Source organism: Flavobacterium sp. (genome assembly GCF_031537875.1).
Classification (GTDB): Bacteria; Bacteroidota; Bacteroidia; order Flavobacteriales; family Flavobacteriaceae; genus Flavobacterium.
The window spans coordinates 1-18,759 of sequence record NZ_JAVKNB010000012.1 but is presented as its reverse complement, the minus strand read 5'-3'; the positions used below and the strand labels follow the sequence as shown (position 1 = coordinate 18,759).

At 29.8% G+C, this 18,759-nt stretch carries 18 protein-coding genes and 1 pseudogene; 16 read left to right on the top strand and 3 right to left on the bottom strand.

All coding sequences use genetic code 11. The features are described from left to right. Positions 1–251 precede the first annotated feature (251 nt). From RMR09_RS09135 to RMR09_RS09110, 6 genes are all read left to right on the top strand, one after another. Positions 252–1,457 (top strand): site-specific integrase, encoded by a 1,206-nt coding sequence (locus RMR09_RS09135; protein WP_310595495.1) that lies wholly within the window; start codon positions 252–254, stop codon positions 1,455–1,457. Positions 1,458–1,747: 290 nt separating this feature from the next. Next, entirely contained in the window at positions 1,748–3,172 is a 1,425-nt protein-coding gene (locus tag RMR09_RS09130; RefSeq protein WP_310595494.1) for a hypothetical protein, read from the top strand. An 11-nt stretch (positions 3,173–3,183) separates the two neighbouring features. Continuing rightward, a complete protein-coding gene (locus tag RMR09_RS09125) occupies positions 3,184–3,978 on the top strand; it encodes a hypothetical protein (RefSeq protein ID WP_310595493.1) in 795 nt (264 codons plus the stop codon). Positions 3,979–4,288: 310 nt separating this feature from the next. Further along, a complete protein-coding gene (locus RMR09_RS09120; RefSeq protein ID WP_310595492.1) occupies positions 4,289–6,247 on the top strand; it encodes an ATP-binding protein in 1,959 nt (652 codons plus the stop codon). Between the two features lie 182 nt (positions 6,248–6,429). Next, positions 6,430–7,095, top strand: a complete 666-nt coding sequence (locus RMR09_RS09115) for a response regulator (RefSeq protein WP_310595491.1) — start codon at positions 6,430–6,432, stop codon at positions 7,093–7,095. Next, positions 7,092–8,126 carry an ATP-binding protein gene (locus RMR09_RS09110; RefSeq protein ID WP_310595490.1) on the top strand — a complete coding sequence of 345 codons (1,035 nt, stop codon included), beginning with the start codon at positions 7,092–7,094 and terminating at the stop codon, positions 8,124–8,126. Before RMR09_RS09115 ends, RMR09_RS09110 begins: the two co-directional genes overlap by 4 nt. Before the next feature lie 248 nt (positions 8,127–8,374). Here RMR09_RS09110 and RMR09_RS11365 read toward each other — a convergent pair whose 3' ends face one another. Continuing rightward, positions 8,375–8,491 carry a helix-turn-helix domain-containing protein gene (locus RMR09_RS11365; RefSeq protein ID WP_409070962.1) on the bottom strand — a complete coding sequence of 39 codons (117 nt, stop codon included), beginning with the start codon at positions 8,489–8,491 and terminating at the stop codon, positions 8,375–8,377. A 39-nt stretch (positions 8,492–8,530) separates the two neighbouring features. After that, positions 8,531–8,758 carry a helix-turn-helix transcriptional regulator gene (locus RMR09_RS09105; RefSeq protein WP_310595489.1) on the bottom strand — a complete coding sequence of 76 codons (228 nt, stop codon included), beginning with the start codon at positions 8,756–8,758 and terminating at the stop codon, positions 8,531–8,533. A 395-nt stretch (positions 8,759–9,153) separates the two neighbouring features. On the opposite strand from RMR09_RS09105, the gene RMR09_RS09100 reads away from it, so the two are divergent. From RMR09_RS09100 to RMR09_RS09055, 10 genes and pseudogenes are all read left to right on the top strand, one after another. Next, positions 9,154–10,257 (top strand): tetratricopeptide repeat protein, encoded by a 1,104-nt coding sequence (locus tag RMR09_RS09100; RefSeq protein ID WP_310595488.1) that lies wholly within the window; start codon positions 9,154–9,156, stop codon positions 10,255–10,257. 9 nt (positions 10,258–10,266) lie between these two features. Further along, on the top strand, positions 10,267–10,680 hold the full coding sequence (locus RMR09_RS09095; protein ID WP_310595487.1) for a hypothetical protein: 414 nt from the start codon (positions 10,267–10,269) through the stop codon (positions 10,678–10,680). A gap of 7 nt (positions 10,681–10,687) precedes the next feature. After that, positions 10,688–11,434, top strand: coding sequence for a hypothetical protein (locus RMR09_RS09090; protein ID WP_310595486.1), 747 nt, complete (start codon positions 10,688–10,690; stop codon positions 11,432–11,434). Positions 11,435–11,697: 263 nt separating this feature from the next. Then, the gene (locus RMR09_RS09085; RefSeq protein ID WP_310595485.1) at positions 11,698–12,045 is read left to right on the top strand and encodes a hypothetical protein; all 348 of its coding nucleotides are present in this window, start codon (positions 11,698–11,700) and stop codon (positions 12,043–12,045) included. Positions 12,046–12,138: 93 nt separating this feature from the next. After that, complete coding sequence (locus RMR09_RS09080) at positions 12,139–13,044, top strand: AAA family ATPase (RefSeq protein WP_310595484.1); 906 nt, start codon at positions 12,139–12,141, stop codon at positions 13,042–13,044. After that, a pseudogene (locus RMR09_RS09075) lies at positions 13,025–14,008 on the top strand (DUF3871 family protein). The gene RMR09_RS09080 and the pseudogene RMR09_RS09075 overlap by 20 nt, the downstream one beginning before the upstream one ends. 72 nt (positions 14,009–14,080) lie before the next feature. Further along, entirely contained in the window at positions 14,081–14,329 is a 249-nt protein-coding gene (locus RMR09_RS09070) for a hypothetical protein (protein ID WP_310595483.1), read from the top strand. A gap of 485 nt (positions 14,330–14,814) precedes the next feature. Continuing rightward, positions 14,815–16,329 carry a hypothetical protein gene (locus RMR09_RS09065; RefSeq protein ID WP_310595482.1) on the top strand — a complete coding sequence of 505 codons (1,515 nt, stop codon included), beginning with the start codon at positions 14,815–14,817 and terminating at the stop codon, positions 16,327–16,329. 2 nt (positions 16,330–16,331) lie between these two features. Then, the gene (locus tag RMR09_RS09060; RefSeq protein ID WP_310595481.1) at positions 16,332–17,012 is read left to right on the top strand and encodes an NUMOD1 domain-containing DNA-binding protein; all 681 of its coding nucleotides are present in this window, start codon (positions 16,332–16,334) and stop codon (positions 17,010–17,012) included. A gap of 62 nt (positions 17,013–17,074) precedes the next feature. Beyond that, on the top strand, positions 17,075–17,350 hold the full coding sequence (locus RMR09_RS09055) for a hypothetical protein (RefSeq protein WP_310595480.1): 276 nt from the start codon (positions 17,075–17,077) through the stop codon (positions 17,348–17,350). A gap of 12 nt (positions 17,351–17,362) precedes the next feature. On the opposite strand, the gene RMR09_RS09050 is transcribed toward RMR09_RS09055, so the two are convergent. After that, the gene (locus RMR09_RS09050; protein ID WP_310595479.1) at positions 17,363–18,469 is read right to left on the bottom strand and encodes an AAA family ATPase; all 1,107 of its coding nucleotides are present in this window, start codon (positions 18,467–18,469) and stop codon (positions 17,363–17,365) included. Positions 18,470–18,759: the final 290 nt, after the last annotated feature.

Sequence of the window (18,759 nt, the reverse complement as noted above, 5' to 3'; positions counted from 1 at the left end):
ATGGTATCTAAGGCTAGTTGTGTTGTTTGGTCGGCCTTGTAAGCTGACCGGGTTTAGTAGTTAGACCAATGAAAAGCTTTCCAGAAATTCTGATTTTCAGAACTAAGGATAGCTTTTTTGATTTAAGACGGTACTAAAACGTTTTCGTAATTCTCTTCTCAGGAGAAAAAGGTGTACAACAAGGTGTGCATCCATTTTTAGAAAGGTGTGCATCCTAATCAATCTTTCAATAACACAAAATCCAAAATTTTATGAATTCACTAAAGATAAAGATACTTTTCTTAATTGCAAGAAGTAGGTTGAATCAAATGGGTAAATGCTCTATTAGATGTAGAATTACTCATAAACAAGAAAGGCATGAATTTGCTACAGGGTTATTTATTTATCCCCATCATTGGTACGGAAAGTTGCAACAAGCAAAACCACCTAATGAAGAAAATATATTTATTAATTCTGAACTAAGCCTGATTAAAACTAAAATTAATCAGGCTTTTTTGTACCTACAAATGAAGAATATTCCCTTTAATGTGAATGACATTTATTTACAATCTAAAGGAGAGACTATCAAAAAAGAATTTGGAATTATTGAAGTATATGACCTATACAATATTAGGATAAAACTAGTTGGTATTGAATTAAAATTAGTTACATATAAGAAATATGTTGAGTCAAGAAATCATTTATCAGATTTTGTTAAATGGAAATTTAAGACTAAAGATTACAAGTTTAAAGAGCTTAAAATGAACTTTATTGGCGAATATGAATATTATCTTAAAACTGAAAAAAACTTACAACAGAGCACGTTAAATAAAGCCATACAGAGATTCAGAAAGGTGATTCAGTACGCAATTAGTCAAGAGTATTTACACAAAGACCCTTTCGATGCTTATCGCCCATTTAAAGTGAAAAAAGAGGTGGTTTATTTAAGCGTTTTAGAATTATCAAAATTAGAAAAGCATCCTTTCTCTCAAATAAGATTAACTGCCATTCAAGACTTATTTATTTTCTGTTGCTATACTGGTTTAGCTTTTAATGAAATGTCTAATTTAGAGAAACAACATATTCAATTAGGTTTTGATGGCATTAATTGGATTCAAATGAAACGAGAAAAAACACAACGACAAGTTTCAATTCCTATCCTTCCAAAAGCTCAAGAGATAATTGATAAGTATGTAACAGAAGCCAATCGAATATTTCCTCCTATAAGCAATCAGAAGTTTAACTCTTACTTAAAAGAAATTGCTGATATTGTTGGGATAGAGAAACGACTTACACATCATATTGCTAGAAAAACATTTGCATCAACAGTCCTACTATATAATGATGTGCCTATGGAAATTGTTTCTGAATTATTAGGACATTCTAATATGTTAATTACTCAGGAAAGTTACGGAAAAGTGGTTCAGAAGAAAGTGAGTGAAGCTATAAAATCTCTTTCTGACAAATTAGATAATTAGTGTTAAATCCTTCTCGAAATGAGTTATTGTTAATCATAAGACTATTTAGAGGAGGACTTATTTATTTTGCTAAATCATTTTTACGGTTTTACCGTAACTAAGAAATTATTTGGCATTTTATATTTGTATTGTGGGATGTGATACGATTCTATTATTAACATTATAATTGGATAGTTGGAATAATTAACTGAAACATATCATTTTTTGTAAGACATATCATTGTAATTATTTTTTTATTACATTTGACTTACCCCACACCCATAAAAGTAGTAACTTTAACCTAAATCGATATGACCCAAATTTTAAAAAACACCTTTGTTTTATTGTTGGCATTAACGATTTTTTCATGTAGTAATGATGAAGAAATCGGAACAATTAAATCTGACCCAGTAATTAGTCAATTACAAAACAGCCTGCATTTAGATAAGTTTACAGACCAAAACATTTCTAAAAATTTAGAAGTAAATTGGAATGATGTAAAGAAAACAACGACTAATGGAATTGAAATCTATGAAGTGGGTGTTATAGAGAAAACCCCAACCACAATAGAATCAACCATATTTCAAGACAAGTTGAAGTATGAAATCATAGGTGTAAAAAATGGAAATGATATCAGCTCCTATTTCATTCAAGCTTATTCTAGTTTAAATCACGATTTGTTTCCCAGTACAATTAAGAGTTTGAATAACTTTACAGGAACATTCAAAGTTTTTGATTTGTCAGGGAAACCTACTGACCAACTTGTGGTGTATGATGGTAAGTCAATAAATCCTTCTAAAAATCCTGATTTAAACCTTTTAACTACCGCCATAAACTCATTCTATATTTCAAAGAACCTAACAAGCAAAGTGCCCGAATGTAATGCCTACATAGCTTATTATACAGAAATGTGGGAAGCTACCTATCGTGTTTGGAGAATGGCAGATTCAGGTAAGTTTATAACAATGACTTTTGTCGGTGAGAAATATTTAGGAACAAAAGTAACGTATATGGCCATTCCTTATGCCTGTGATTCCCCTGCAGACGCATTTCATATGCTAGAAAGACACTCTTTATACATCACTACTTTAGTTGCTGATAAGATAGATGCTTCAGGATTAACAGGAAAAGCTAAATGCTTAAACGATTTATTGAATGGAAATGCTTATCTTCAAAAACTTTTAATTAATTTTGAAGGGACATCAGAATTTAATATTAACATTGTATCTAAGGATAATGTTATTTCTTCCGGTAACGAAGTTAACGGGGTAACCTTTCCTCCAATAAACAATACAATATTAATACAAATTAGTACTTCTCGAACTGATTCAAATTCAACTTTAGATGCTGTTAGGACTATTTTACATGAATATATTCATGCAGATATATGGAGAAAATTATTAACAACAAATAAAGATGATGTAGCTGCTGCAGATTTTAAAAAATTATATGAACTCTATGGCTCACAGCATGGTGCAATGGCAGCACTTTATTTGAGCAGTATGAAAGAGGCTCTGAAAGATTTTCATAAGAATATGCTTCCCGATGATTATCAAGGTTATATAAATTACTACGGAGAAGAACCTAGCGATGCTTTTTATGAAGCATTAGCTTGGAGAGGTTTGGAATATGAAAATGTAAAAGATTGGACAAATCTACCTCAAACAGAGAAAGAAAGAATATCAAACCTAGGGAAAAGAGTCGAAAATTTCTCTAGAAACGCACCATGTAAATAAAACACTTTCTAATGAAAAAGCATATCAATTACGTTATAATTACCCTTTTTATAGTATTCCCTATTACTTTAATAGCGCAAAAAAAAGACAGTCTTTTCTTTGCTATTGATAAGTACTACACTATTTCCCCAACTATAGAGCACAATTTCTATAAAAATTTAACTTATCCTGAAGTTGTTAAAAATCAAAAGAATCAAATGGCTCACACAAAAACTAATGGGAATATTTTTTTTATAGGGAATGGTATTTTACTAAAAGGGTTGAAGCCAAAAAAAATACTTTCTCTCAAAGACTATATTGAGAATAGAAAATTTTACCATGATGGGAAATACAACAAAATTGTAGATCCTTGGAAACTCAAAGATTCTTTAACAGATAAATACGAAGTATTTTTTGTTAACGGAGAAGAATTTATTCAGCCTAGAATTTTGGAATACTATTCATACTATCCTTTGAAAGATGGTGATAGATCGATTACCAATCCAATAAAGGATACTTTATATTTTAATCTGGACAATAATTATATTACCCAATCAGAACATGATACAGATATCTATTATCTTGAAGATAGCGGAAAAAGTGGAGATGTTACTTTTTTATTTAGAAAAATGAAATTAGTAAAAAATATAAAATATGATAAACTTTTAGATGTCAAAAAATTTATACGTTCCTCTAGATTTTATAAATATGAATTAAAGGATTTTGATTTAATGAATTATTTAAACAATTATGTTATTTATTTAGTTGATAAAAAAGAAGAAGAAATAGAATATATAGAGGTTATTTCGAGTTCTGCAATAGAATAAAATACAATAATTAAGTTGATTACAAACTAAAGAGAAGTAACTTTTCTTATTATAAAGCTATATTTATAGTATTAGATGCTTGATTCAGCTTTGCTCTTAAAAAGGGTGTAATTGGGTTGGGTGTGGACGCAGCATTAAATCAAAACATGTTAAAATTTAGAACAGAATGCAATTTTTTTATTATGCAAATTGCCTAAATCTTTTGTAATATCCGCTATGGGATATTAATATAATCTGGGGATATTTCCCTCGCTACCGCACAAATCCTTTCGTGTGGTAGTTTGTTGAAAACCCGTAAAAAAAACAAAAAATGTCAAAAACAATCGATTTAGGAGTTGAAAAAGATCACATTGAATCTCTAACAAGAGCAAGTGGAATATCAGCTATTTCTGAATTAATTTGGAATTCATTAGATTCTGATTCGACAGTAATAAATATTGAATATCAAAAAAATACGCTTGGTGGTTTTGAAAATATTGAAATAAGCGATAATGGTCGTGGAATTGATTACAAAAAAGCTCAAGAAGTATTTGGTAGACTAGGTGGTTCAGAGAAGAAAGCTTGCTCAATAAGTCCAAATGGAAGACAATATCATGGAAAAGAAGGTAAAGGAAGATACAAAGCTCTTGCATTAGGAGATTTGGTGACTTTTACAAGTATTTATGAAAATTCAAATTCACTAAAAGAATTTTCTATTACATTTGATAGAAATCATTTAACACATTCAGAATTTAGTGATTTAAAGTCATTACCGAAAGGAAATACACAAACTGGTTTCAAAGTTTTAATACAAAATATTGACCAAGAAAATGCAAACCAAGCGCTTGACATTAAAACAAGAAAGGAGCTTGAACAAAAATTCACATCATATTATTTAAGTTATCCAGATTTTGCAATTTTCGTTAATGGAAACAAACTTGAATTTGAATCACTAATAAAAAACAAAGCGGAAACAGAATTTTTACTTGAAAAAGATAATCTTTCATATAAATTTCAAGTAAAATTAATTGAATGGAAATTTGATATTAAAAAAAAGACATACTTGTGCAATACAAAAGGAATTCCTTTTAGAGAATTAAATTTAGGAATTCGTTCAACAATCCCAATCTCAATATTCGTTCAATCAATTTATATAGAAAATTTACAACGAGAAAATAAAATGAATCTTGTTGAATATGATGAGCATCTGCAAGCTGCATTGACTGAAGTTAAAAAATTTGCTAAAGAATACATTAGAAAAAGATTACATTATTATTCAACAGAATTCATTGATAAACTAAAATCAAGAGGAATATATCCTTATAAAGAAAAAGCAGAAAATTTAATTGAAGAAAGTAAAAGACAAGTTTTTGATATTGTGGCTTTACAGGTAAATGAATATTTGCCTGATTTTGAAAGTCAGGATGAAAAAAGTCAAAAATTTACTTTATCACTAATAAAAGAAGCTTTAGAAAAAGACTCAAGCTCTCTTCAAAGAATACTAACAGAAGTAATTGAATTGCCTATAGAAAAAAGAGAAGAACTAGTCGAAATCTTACAAGAAACATCTTTGTCAAGTATCATTGATACAATGACTGAAATAAAAAATAGATTAAAGTTTATTAATGGTATTGAAGAACTTATTTACAATAAAGATGAAAATAAAAACGTATTAGAAAGAAAACATTTACACAAAATTCTAATAAATGAAACTTGGCTTTTTGGTGACGAGTTTACTTATGGCGTTGACGATGTAACATTAAAAAATGTATTAAAAGAGTATTTAAAATTTTTAGGTAGAGATAATTTTGAAGAAGTAATTGAAAGTCAACCTAATGATGATTTACAAATAATACCTGATATTTGCTTATGGAGACAATATCCTCAAGGACAACCTGGACATAAGACAAATCTTGTAATAGAACTTAAAAAACCAAAATTAGATGCTGGAGTTGAAGAATTGATGCAGATAAAATTATATGCGTCAAGAATTAGTCAAGATCGTCGCTTTCCTAAAGAAAAAACAAAATGGAAATTTCTTTTAATAACTAAAGATATTAAATCTGATATAGAGCCTGAATTAGAGCAAACAAATAGAGAATATGGTCACGTTGTTGCGACTGAATTCTATGATGTTTATGTATTGACTTGGGGACATATATTGAACCTTGCTAAAACTCGTTATGAATTCATCAAAGAAAAACTAAATTTAAACTTGATGGATAATGAAAAAAATCTTGACTATTTAAAAATAAAATATAAAGAATATTTACCAAACAAAACTGAATAAAAAGCCATCGCAGAACAGCGGTTTGGCAAGATTGCGAATTTAATGGAATTATCGTTTTTTATTGTATTTTCGTTTAGCCTAAAATACTCGTCTTTCTAAGTTGCAAACTGCGCGAGACTAGGAAACGTTGGTGGAAATGTCAAAAAAACTAACTTTAACCAAATATAAACTTAAAATTATTTATGAAATCATTTGTCGAAAATATAATAACATTTCTTGTTGCAATGACAGGACTTATAGGAGGAATTATTTGGGCTATTAATTCAAATTGGGATGGAGAACCAACTATTCTAATTGTAATATCATCATTAGAAATCCTAGGATTTATTATATTGAAAAACTTAAAGGAAGAAAATGTACTCATTCCAAACCACATACAACAACCAAGTCCTAGTATAAATAACACAAATACAGTAAACGTTATTGTGGGTAAAGAGAAAGAACCATCAAATTCAGATACTGAAGAAAAACAAAAAGCTTTAACAAGATTATTGTTTATAGATGATAATTACACGGAATTTAAAATAATTTCGATATTAAAAAAAGCAGGTTGGATAAATACAAAAGCTATTAAAGATGTAACTGACTTAGACGATTCTAAAGTTATTGAAGCTGATATTATTTTTGTTGATATAAATGGTGTTGGAACTACATTATTTAAAGACCAAGGCTTAGGATTAGCTTCTGCTTTAAAACAAAAATTCCCATCTAAAAAGATAGTTTTATATTCAGCAGAAACTACGGGTGATAGATTTCATAAAGCACTTAAAGAAGTTGATAGTTGTTTGCCAAAAAACGCAGAACCTTTTCAGTTCATTAATCTAATCGAAAGTTACAACCATAAATGAAACATTTTCAAGTATTAGATAAAGATGAAAAACCAGTTGCTGAAAATCTAACAACTGAATGTGTTAGTTGTTTCATTTCTTGCGAATCTAAAGGAAAACTCATGCCAGTTTGCCCTTTATATAATGATTCTAGAAGACAAGGCAAATTGATTACATCAAAATCCACAACTTTTTTATGTTGTGATAAAACTAAAACGACTAAACTATTTAAAGACAAACTCGAAGGTTTATCTTTAGCTTTTCCAGATTTAGTAATTCCTAAAATTGAAATTGAAAACGGAATAAAAAAAATGGAACAACAAAAAGTAAATAGATTGGTGCATAATTTAACTTCAATAAATGCATATAATATCCAAGAAATCTATGATTTAATACCTCAATCTGTTCTAGCATCAAATTGGAAAGAACAAATAAATTTCATTGAAAAAGAAGTTGTCAAAAATCCCAAAGCTACTGCGATGATGTTTTTGAGAATTGCAAAAAACAACATTCATATGAAATCCGAATTCTCTATTTATAGAAAATTAGATCGAGAAGATAAAACACCTTTAGAATTTCAGTCTTTTTCAATTAAAAATATCCTACTAAATGTTTTACATACTTTTTTTGCAGACTTTAGTGAAAAACATATCTATGTAGAGGTTGGTGAGTTTTTTTATAAATCAAAAGTAGACTACGAAACAATTCAAATCGCTTTTTATCATTTAATTGAAAATGCATTAAAATATAGTAAGCCAAATTCTAAAATTAATATTGATTTTGAAGATAGTACTCAAGAGTTTTTAATCAAATTCAAAATGATAAGTACTTATATTAAACCATCAGAAAGAGAATTAATTTTCACAGAAGGTTTTTCAGGAGAAATTGCAAAAAAAACAGGGAAAAGTGGTGATGGAATTGGGATGTGGCGTATTAAGCAAATGATGGAATTAAATAGTGGTGATTTTTATGCTGTTTTTGGTGATGAAATACAGAAGATAATGGGAATTAGTTTTTGTGCAAATACATTTATACTAAAATTTAATAAATAAAGGCACTACCCGCGAACATCACTACGACAGATTTGAGCAATTATCTTTTTAAAATTATTGTTCCATCAAAAATTTCATTTACTTCTTTGCCCAATTTAAAACTGTAAATCGTAATAACAAATCAAAGGTCATTCTCTTCTCATTTCTAAATGCCCACCTTACAGTAGTTTCTGAACATTTAGCCGTTCTGTGAAACTCAGATTTATCTCCATTGAAATTAAAAAAGAAAACATAGTTATCCACCTTTGTCAGAAAGCAAATAATTCAGAAATATCAATCTTTAACACTTTTGCAATTTCATAAATTGTAGTTACCGAGGTATTGATTACCCCTCTTTCAATTCTACTAATTTGTGAAACCTTTATACTTAGTTATGTAAATAATTAAATAATAATGTTTACCTGTCAATTTTCAAAATCAACTAAATCTACAAGAGGAACATTCAATGCTTGACTTATTCTGTATAAGTTGTAAAGAGTTGGATTTGTTCTTCCCGATTCAATTCTTGAAATATTTGTAGTATCAATATTTCCTTCAATTAACCCTACTAAATCCACTTGAGACAAACCTTTTTTAACTCGTATCTCTTGGATTTTTTTACCCACTACTTTCAATAATTCGGACTTTTCCATACTTGACATATTTGGCAAGTCAAGAAAATGTTTATATTTGTGGTTGTTAATGCCATATATGACAATATTTAAAACTTTAATTTAGTAATAAATCCTACCTGGTAACTAACAACTATAATTAAATTAACCTCTAATCCCAAATCATGAAAAAAGCAACTTATCTTTTTGTTGTACAAATTATTTAGAAAGTAATTGTACTAATTTTTCAGGAAACCATTAGATGGGGCTTCCTGCATTTACCTGCGTATATTTCTTAGAATTTATTTCAAGAGAAATTACATCTAAATTAATTTAATCATAAATCAATATTGTTGATAAACAAATGTTACATGTAGGGTAATCATAAATTTGAATTCTTCCATGTATTAATTATTCAATTTAAAAACATCATTAAAATGAAAAAACACATCCTGTTATTAATAACATTAGTCATTACAAATATTGCCAACTCGCAAGAAAAAATTGGAAACAAAGTATATTCTTACGGAGTTTTAAAAGGCTCTATTGTCGGGAAGACTTTAGTTTATTTTGGGATAAATGATCCCAAAAGTGAAATTAAAATAATGAAACGCTTTCAAGAATTAGGTATCAATTCAATCTCTTACAACAGTTTATTTATTCCAGGCACAAATTATACTGAGGCTGAAAAGAGTTCTGAATTGAATAGGAATGAGATAAGTACTATTATCGTGATACAACCAAATGGGACTTCCTACAGCACACAGTCTAATTATACTTCGTCATATAGTAGCATTTCAAACACGGTTAATACTTCTGGTAGTTCAGGAAATGTATTAGGGAGAATGGGACTTGTCTTTGAGATATATAATCGACTAGATAATTTCAACAAGCCAAGATCTGTAATTAATGCAAGTGCTGATAATATGTGGGGTGCGGCAGGGTCTCAATCAGGATTAACACTTAAAGTTGTAGATAAGGTTTTAGATGCAATAGAAGAGCAGAAAGCTTATGATGCCAAGGGATATTTTGCATCAATTGATAGTAATTATGAAAAAGCCTTAACTGCAAATCCTGAAAATACAGATGCGTTATTTAGAAGAGCGATGACTAAATCAGCTAATGGAGATAGAGAAGGCGCTATAAAAGATTATGATGAAATAATCCGTCTTGAAAAAACAGCTAAACCAACTATCTATAAAATGTCTACTATTTATAATAATAAATCGTATTGTTTAGTGGAATTAGGCAATTTAGAGCAAGCATTACCATTAGTAACCAAAGCTTTAGAATTAGATCAAACGGAATCCTATATATGGGACACTAGAGGAGAATTGAATTATAAGCTTGGTCAATATCAAAAATGTATTGATGACATGGACAACGCACTAATTATTCAAAAAAACAAAAACTCATATTTTTATAGAGGTCTTGCCAAGATAAAACTTGCTAATAAAACGGAAGGATGTGAAGACCTTAAGCTAAGTCAAGAATTAGGAAAAAAAGAAGCATTTCTTGAGTTAGGTAAATACTGTAAATAATAATTGATTATGAAGAAGATTTGTCTTGTAATAATATCTTTAATTTTATTACAATCTTGTAAAAACGAGAGCCTTGAAATTAAAAAACTAAGAGAAGAAAACGAAGTTCTGAGGAATAAAGTTAACCAAGAACCAGTTGCAAAGCCAAAATTTGTATGGACTGTAATAACGTATAAAATAGGAACAATTTCAATAGGTGCTTATGGGCGTCGGATGACCGATATTAGGAAGATGTCTTCATGGACTGATATTGAAGAAGTGTCCAATTTTGATTACACTGCAAAATTGAAAAGGGAAGATGAGTTTGAAGACAGAATACGCAAACAAAATTCAGATTTCCTTCATTCAATTGTAGCAAGAGAAACCTACATATTTGACACCTATCAAGAGGCGAGTGAATTTAAATCAGCAACTACTAAATAAAATAATTATGAAAAAAGCCTTAACTCTATTGACTTTATTAATGAGTTTCGTTACGTTAAGTTGCCAACAAAAATTAGATAAAAATGATTTAGAAAAAGAAAATTTGAAAGGGAATGTATTATCAGTTAGAGAGACAGATTATTATGTAACTGAAAAATTTGGAGAACCAGTAAAAGGCGCAAGAAAATGTGTTGATTTAGACATTTGCGAACTTTATACGAAGTATAATGAATTGGGAAATAAAACTGAATTTTCAGAATATAATAGTTATGGAATTAGCTTTATTTCCAAAATTAAATACAATGAAAAAAATCAAAAAATAGAACAAAATAGATATACCCCAGAAGAAGGTAAAAGAGTGATGCAATTCAAACTTAAGTACGATTCAAAAGGAAATTGTACTGAAATTAGAAGTGATTATGGTTATGTTGAGAAGAAAGTTTACGATGAGAATAATAACTTAATTAAAGAAACAATTACTCATAATTTATCTGAAACATTTCAATACACTTATAAATATAATGACAAGAATCAAAAGATAATTGAACTATACGAATCAGGAAAAACCCAGTACACATATTTTGAGGATGGTAATATTAAAGATGTTATCGTTTATAATAATGACGGAAGTATTCAAAGAAAAGGGAACTATACTTATCAATATGATGATCATCAAAATTGGATAGTCCAAATTGGATATGAAGACGGTGTTCCAATATTTTATCTTGAGAGAATAATTGAATACAAAAATTAAATTTCAAAGAGTTAATTAAAATTATAGAATAGCAGGAGCAACCTAACGGTTGCTTTTTTTATGCCTTAAAAATTCACCTAAAAAAAATTTTTTTTATAATTTTTTTTCAGAGTAAGCGTGATACAACCAAAGATCAAGCCCGGACTCTTCCAAAGTTTGGGGCGTGCCCCCGGCTTGATCCAGTGGGGAAGTTGATTCTTGAATCCATTCTGATCAAGCTTGAGGGACATTCATATTGTTTAATCTTATAAATCAAAAAAACTATGGTTACGATTGTAAATTTTAAAACTTTCACTAAGGATAATGGTGAGAATTTTTTCGGACTAGTTGTCCAAGGAGGAATTGAAGTGGTTAAAAGCCAACAAACAGGTAAAACGTATTTTACTGCAAAGACAGCAACAGTTCCAACCACATTTGATGAACAAACTTGTATGGGTTTAATTGGGACAAAACTCGATGGACATGTTCAAAAAGTAGAATGTGACCCCTATGATTATACTGTTAAAGAAACAGGAGAAATAGTCGAACTATACCACCGTTATGACTATGTCAGTGAGGAAGATTTTGTAGTTGATACGAATCTCGTTCAACCTCAATTAGCGGTACATTAATTTAATTAGAAAGGACTTCAGCAATGGAGTCCTTTTTTTATTTAAAAAAATTAGAGACCCTACAATAAAAATTAATAATCAATAACAAATAGTATGAAATTACAAAAAGCAGAAAGACATCAGGTCAAACTTAGGATAGGACTTTCAGGACCAAGTGGATTTGGGAAAACCTACAGTGCCTTATTACTGGCACCCGGAATTACAAACGATTGGAATAAAATTGCAATAATTGATACAGAGAATAAATCAGCAAGTTTGTATTCTCATTTAGGCGATTTTAATGTTTTGTCACTTGAAGAACCATATAGCCCTGAGCGTTATTTAAAAGCCATAAAACTATGTGAAGAATCAGAGGTAGAAATTATTATAATTGATTCCATTAGTCAAGAATGGCAGGGAAGAGGAGGTTGTTTAGAAATTCACGAACAATTAGGAGGGCGTTTCAATGACTGGGCAAAGGTTACCCCAAGGCATAACGCGTTTATAGTTGCTATAGTTCAATCTAAATGCCATATTATAACGACTACAAGAAGAAAAGTAGATTATAGCCTAGACCAAGACAGTAATGGAAAAACCAAAGTAATGAAATTGGGTATGAAAGAAATTACTAGAGAAGGCTTCGAGTACGAACTTACAGTGAACTTTGAATTACTCAACGATAAACATTTAGCATCTGCTTCGAAAGACCGTACAGGCTTGTTTATGGGTAAACCAGAATTTATTATCAACTCCAATACAGGAAAAAAACTCATCAATTGGTGCAATCAAGGAATATCAATTGATAAGATCAAGGAGCAAATCAATACTTGTGAATCGCTTGAAGCTTTGAAACAAATCTACAATCAGTACCCTAATTTGAGTAAGGAACTTTACCCAGTGGTAATGAGTAGAAAACAAGTTATAGATGCTGTTTCAAATCAACTCATTGATAGTCATTCAATAATTGAAAATAATAATCCAAATCTAATACCAGAAGAAAATGAATTTAGTACAACATAATACTACTACCGAGCATCAAATCATTGATGATAACGAAGTGATACAATTTCCAAGGAGAAACTTCATTGAAGCCAATACTTTAGAAGTTACACTAGACCACCTAAAAGAAGAGTGTACAATTCCTGTGTTTGCTAAAGATAACGAGTGTACCATAAGCCATTATGAGTTTATCAATAGCACAAAAGATGTAGTAGAAGATATTCTTAACTATAAAGGCGATTTAAAGCCTGATATTAGAACATCTCACGTAATCAAAGGCAGAATACCATCAGCAATCGGGAAGCCTGCAAAAGACCTCTTAGAGAGCGAGAAAACCATTTATTACGAGCGTATGGCTTTTGTCATTGAAATACCTGAAATAAGTGAGGTAATCAACGGAAATAAACTCAATTTAACTATAGGCGGTGTGCGAAGTTACAATCAAGAGAATTTGTTTAGCAAAAAGTCTATGGAGAAATTTAAAGTGTTTTTGGGCTTTCAGAATTCCGTCTGTACTAATCTATGTATTTCAACAGATGGGCTTAAAGAAGACCTCAGAGTTAGTTCAGTTTTAGAATTAAAATCTAAAATCTACGAATTGATTAACACGTACAAAAAGTAAGAACATTTAATTGCTATGGAACGAATGTTTAGGTATTCACTGACAGAGAATCAGTTTGCTCACCTTGTAGGCAAAATGAAGTTATTCCCTTATCTCTCAAAAGAAGAAAAACAAACTCTTTTTCCATTAGCCATGAATGATTCTCAACTCAATACAATTGTGAAGGATTATCATATTGATACTCATTTCTGTAAATCGGATAATAACACTATCAATTTTTGGAACATTTATAACTTATTTACAGAGGCAAACAAATCCACCTACATCGATAATAATTTGGAACGTAACGTAAATGCATACGCCTTCACCAATTACCTCATAAATTCAATTGAAAAAGGAGAATCTAATTTTTTCATCCTATAATATTATATAGCTTTTTTATTGATTAACGGTAACAAGCTTACCAACTAAAAAACAAAATTATAGTATATCAAGATGACAAAAAAAGAGATGGCAGAGCTGTTAAAGTACAGTTCTCCACGAGAAATTTACGTAATAACGTACAATAATATCCTAAAACGACTTTTTTGTCCTTTCCGAGTAAAAGTATTGCAAGATATTGGAGCGCTGAAGAGAGGACAGATCGTTTTAGTCAATGAGGTTAAAGTTACTTTAGAACTAAAAACCGTTTTTATGATAAACGGACAAGCCTACTATTATTATCATTTTGATATTATTGTGTAATAAGGCAAAGCAGTTATGTTGTATTTTGTATAGCCAAACTTTGGAGCTGGTTTCTGCTTCATCAAAAAACCCCTGAAAACGTCAATAGCTATTAATTTAAAGGTTACGAATTACGTCATTTAATGTGTTTACTACATTTGCAAATGTGTTTTTCGTAACTTTTTTAATAAATATTGAATATTTTAATAATAATAATGAAAATAATGCTTATAAAATTAGGAATTGTCAAATGTTTTTATTATATTTGTATTTATAAGGATTCGACTTACTCAAAAGTCAGGTGATTTACAAAATCAAATACTACCTTAAAGAAATCAAATACAACATTACGAATTACTGAGCTTTTTTAAATTAAGGAGAATGCTACTATGCGATTCATTTAAGCATTTGGAAATTAACAATTAAAGAAAAAAAAGACTAAACAAAAAAAAACAGTATTACCATTCTTAAATAATTGCATTTCAATTTTATTAATTAAATTAGAAATGACAATTAAAATTAAAGAACCTACCAATGACAATAGGCAAATTGTAACTATTGCAGACAAATCAACTTACTATTCATATCCACCTTATTTATCCTATCCAACTTCAGTATCTAACTCTTATTACTCTCCCATATATGTTACTGATAATGAAATAGCAAATTCTGTAGTTACAATATCAGTAAAATCAAGGCTTGAGGAAGTATTTAAGTCCGAAAACACAACAGAATTCTATGACACTTTTGCGCATTTTTTTAAGAATATTGATACAGTATTTATTCCAAAGAAAGCAAAACGACATATAGAACGTAATGTGCCTAAATCTTTATTAAAAAAGATTGATAAAGACATCAATACATCAATTGAATTATCCCTTATTATTCTTTCTAATCTCTCTTGGACTGTTTATGCAGATGAAAAATGGAAAAATCTGTCTTCAACTATAATGGATGAACAAACTCGAAAAGGGAATGATAATACTCGGATTTATACTAGTGTTCTTAATGTACTTAAATATAGTACCAATACCACACAAGGAATAATTCAGGTTAAAACGAATGCCTCTGGGGCTGAAACTTATCAACAGGGTGTAGCTTGTAAATCATATAGCCTTACACCAACCTATTTGGAAGCAGGTTTGACCCAATATGTAATTAAGAATAATAAACTACTAAAAAGGAGAGAGGAATTCTATAGAGAACTTTTGACCAAAGCGCATGAAAATATTATAGCTAACAATTTACTTAATTTATATAGAAGAATCGAGTTACCCAATTATGATAGACTTAAAGTAGAAGCTAAAAGGCTAGTTGATATTGGTTACACAAATAAAAAGGGTAAAAAACTCATATTCTTGAATAAATATCCAAAATTAAATAACAATGAGAATTTAAGTTATGTAGAACAACATATAAAACAGTTTGATTACTTAACTCAACTCGGATTGATGATTCCAATTATAGGAGATAATAAATCAGGAGGAAGGGTAGTAGATAGTTTTACACTAATGTCTAGTTGGATTAGAAGATTAGTTAAGATTGACGGAGAACCAATTGTTGAAGTCGATTTTAAAGCACTACATCCCAATATTGCTATGTCAATCTATGGAGGTTCTAAAAAATACATTACTCATCAACAGATTGCACAAGAGAGTAATTTAGAAGTAAGTGAAGTCAAAATCCAGCACCTATCCTACTTTAATAAAGAAGTAAGGGATATGAAACGTAGCCCTTTATACGAGTATTACAATAACACAGAAACGCTGATGAACCAAGCCATTATTCAAGAGAAACAAACTAGTTTAAAAAGACATAAGATTACCTCTATGCGTATGTTTGCTAAAGAAGTTGAGATAATGACGGAATGTATAAAACAACTTAATACAAAAGGTATTTATGTAGGCTATGTTTACGATGCCTTGTTTTGTAAAATAGGTGAGGCTGAAATTGTAAAAGCCATAATGGATAAAGTGGTTATAGAATGTGGTGTGTATACTACAGCTGAAATAAATTATTAATAATGAAAAGGAATATAATGGAGAACAGAGCTAAAACTTATATAATTTATAAAGCGCAAAATACAATTACAGGACAAATTTATGTTGGCGCGACATCACAGGGTATTGAACAACGAAGATTAGACCATATTTACAAATCAAATCAGGCATCGGCAACAGTATTTCAAGAGGCAATCGCTACTTTTGGGATAGATGCTTTTACTTGGAATCAGATTGATACAGCATCTAATCAAAATGAATTAGCAGAAAAAGAGATACAATACATTAAAGATTACGATAGTTTTCAATTTGGTTATAACTTAAACAAAGGGGGAGGAGGCTTTAGAAAGAAGGTTTTTCAGTATGAATTAGATACCGGTGCTTTAGTTGGCACTTATGATAATCTCGCTATTGCCTCAGAAGTGATTAATGCAACAAAAAAAAGTATTAGTAATGTTTGTTTAGGAATTGATAAAACCTGTAAAGGGTTCTATTGGAGTTATGCTTATATAGAGCAATATATTCCACAGATTGATTTAAGAAAAAAGAAGGTAATGCAGCTATCTTTAGAGGGAAATTTGCTAAATACATTTGATTCAGCATCACAGGCATCTAAAATAACAGGGGTTTCAAAGAGTTGCGTCACGAGATGTTGTAGAGGAGAAAGAACTCAAAGCAAAGGCTTTTTATGGAGATATATTTAATGTTATTTTATACTACAGAGATTTGCCTTTTTAGTTATATTTACTTTTAAACTAACACAAAAATGGATTTAATAATAAACCGTGTAAACGGGGGAAAAGGGCTTTGGGAAAAGACAGGAGTTTATCAAGATGCTATTGTTTTTTATTCTGAAGAACATAAAGGTTCTTGGCGACATGATTTTGATAAATTACCATTTAAAGGGTCTTTGAAAATAGAAGGAAAAACTATTTTTAATTATGTATTTCACGATACATTTTTTGAAATACAAGAAGTCTTAGGAAGTGGCAAATTATCAGAATGGCAGGAAGTAAAAATCTCAAGAATATTTTGTGATTAAATGTATTAGATACTATTTCTTAGGTTTAGGGATTTTACTTGCGATTTTAGCAATTGTAGATTTCCCTGTCTTATACCTAGTATCTTTTAATGCATCTTCAATTTTTCTGCACGAAAGCCCTGCTTCTCTGTACTCTGTTATTTTCTTTACTAATTCAGGATCACTTTCTTTAAAGATTGGCAATTTAGTATCCGTTTCACCCGTATTTTCAAAAATTAAACTATTATTCATATTCATAATATGACTACTGTTTTTATGTTTTGGGTCTAAAAAGTTCCCTTTTAAAACCCATAAATCTTTTCTAGATATATTATGTCTATTCGGACGTAATTCTAAAACAACCCTCATTTTTGCTTCAAAAGCTTGGCTCCCAATAATACTATCTTTATTGGGAGCAAATCGTAGCGTGTTTTTTCCTATATGATGCAGAAAAACGATTAAACAATCGTGTTTTTTAGCTAGTTTATCGTATTCATTTAAAAACTGTCTTACTTGTGTGTTAGCATTTAGCTCTTTACTAAAAACGTCTGTGAAAGCATCTATCACAATTAAATCAACAGGCTCTTTAATTAATTTTTTATTTAATACTTTTAGGAGGTTATCTGTTTCGAATATAAAGGAAAGATTCTCCAATGATTTTAATTCTATTTCTGGATTTTTATCTACTAAATAACGAACTTGTTTGCCGATAGAAACACTAATAGCATTTTTGTCATCTTCTGTACTGACGTATATTACTTTGTTATGAATACTATTAAGAGGAAATCCTAAAAAAGTTTTAAGATTCATAGCTATAGAGATACTCAATTGCCTTAAAAAAGTTGATTTTCCAGAGTCGGAGGCTCCAACGAGAGAAGCTAAACCTGTTTTTTGTAAAAAAGGTTCCAAAAGGGAAGGAATAACTTCGATATTTTTATTAAATAAATCAAATGCACTGATAAAAGTTGGATCAACAGAAGAACTCTTTAAGTTAATCTTTCGAGTTTGGGCAGTTAAGATTATTGGTGTCTCGTGGTTAATTACGACATCTTCAACGGTGTTGTCATTTAATAATTCTGTTAAATCATCTATATCAATCGCACCATCATGATATTCATTTGAATTAGTAATATTAGTCATCATAATAAATTTTGTCCAATTTATTAATTATATATATAGGACAGGACAAAAAAATAAATTTAATCACCAATACGGATAACAATTTGAAAACATAAAATTAAATATTGGTTTAACTATCTGTTAATTAGCTATATAGCATGATATAAATTAGTCCCGTCCAGACCGCTAAATTGGGAAAAGCACTTCGTAAAGAAGTGCTTTTTTGCCCAAAAATGGTATCTAAGGCTAGTTGTGTTGTTTGGTCGGCCTTGTAAGCTGACCGGGTTTAGTAGTTAGACCAATGAAAAGCT

Bases quoted from the DNA above. Each gene is read 5' to 3' on its own strand.
- RMR09_RS09135 (WP_310595495.1), top strand. From the start codon at position 252: ATGAATTCACTAAAGATAAAGATACTTTTCTTAATTGCAAGAAGTAGG.
- RMR09_RS09130 (WP_310595494.1), top strand. From the start codon at position 1,748: ATGACCCAAATTTTAAAAAACACCTTTGTTTTATTGTTGGCATTAACG.
- RMR09_RS09125 (WP_310595493.1), top strand. From the start codon at position 3,184: ATGAAAAAGCATATCAATTACGTTATAATTACCCTTTTTATAGTATTC.
- RMR09_RS09120 (WP_310595492.1), top strand. From the start codon at position 4,289: ATGTCAAAAACAATCGATTTAGGAGTTGAAAAAGATCACATTGAATCT.
- RMR09_RS09115 (WP_310595491.1), top strand. From the start codon at position 6,430: ATGAAATCATTTGTCGAAAATATAATAACATTTCTTGTTGCAATGACA.
- RMR09_RS09110 (WP_310595490.1), top strand. From the start codon at position 7,092: ATGAAACATTTTCAAGTATTAGATAAAGATGAAAAACCAGTTGCTGAA.
- RMR09_RS09105 (WP_310595489.1), bottom strand. From the start codon at position 8,758: ATGGAAAAGTCCGAATTATTGAAAGTAGTGGGTAAAAAAATCCAAGAG.
- RMR09_RS09100 (WP_310595488.1), top strand. From the start codon at position 9,154: ATGAAAAAACACATCCTGTTATTAATAACATTAGTCATTACAAATATT.
- RMR09_RS09095 (WP_310595487.1), top strand. From the start codon at position 10,267: ATGAAGAAGATTTGTCTTGTAATAATATCTTTAATTTTATTACAATCT.
- RMR09_RS09090 (WP_310595486.1), top strand. From the start codon at position 10,688: ATGAAAAAAGCCTTAACTCTATTGACTTTATTAATGAGTTTCGTTACG.
- RMR09_RS09085 (WP_310595485.1), top strand. From the start codon at position 11,698: ATGGTTACGATTGTAAATTTTAAAACTTTCACTAAGGATAATGGTGAG.
- RMR09_RS09080 (WP_310595484.1), top strand. From the start codon at position 12,139: ATGAAATTACAAAAAGCAGAAAGACATCAGGTCAAACTTAGGATAGGA.
- RMR09_RS09070 (WP_310595483.1), top strand. From the start codon at position 14,081: ATGACAAAAAAAGAGATGGCAGAGCTGTTAAAGTACAGTTCTCCACGA.
- RMR09_RS09065 (WP_310595482.1), top strand. From the start codon at position 14,815: ATGACAATTAAAATTAAAGAACCTACCAATGACAATAGGCAAATTGTA.
- RMR09_RS09060 (WP_310595481.1), top strand. From the start codon at position 16,332: ATGAAAAGGAATATAATGGAGAACAGAGCTAAAACTTATATAATTTAT.
- RMR09_RS09055 (WP_310595480.1), top strand. From the start codon at position 17,075: ATGGATTTAATAATAAACCGTGTAAACGGGGGAAAAGGGCTTTGGGAA.
- RMR09_RS09050 (WP_310595479.1), bottom strand. From the start codon at position 18,469: ATGACTAATATTACTAATTCAAATGAATATCATGATGGTGCGATTGAT.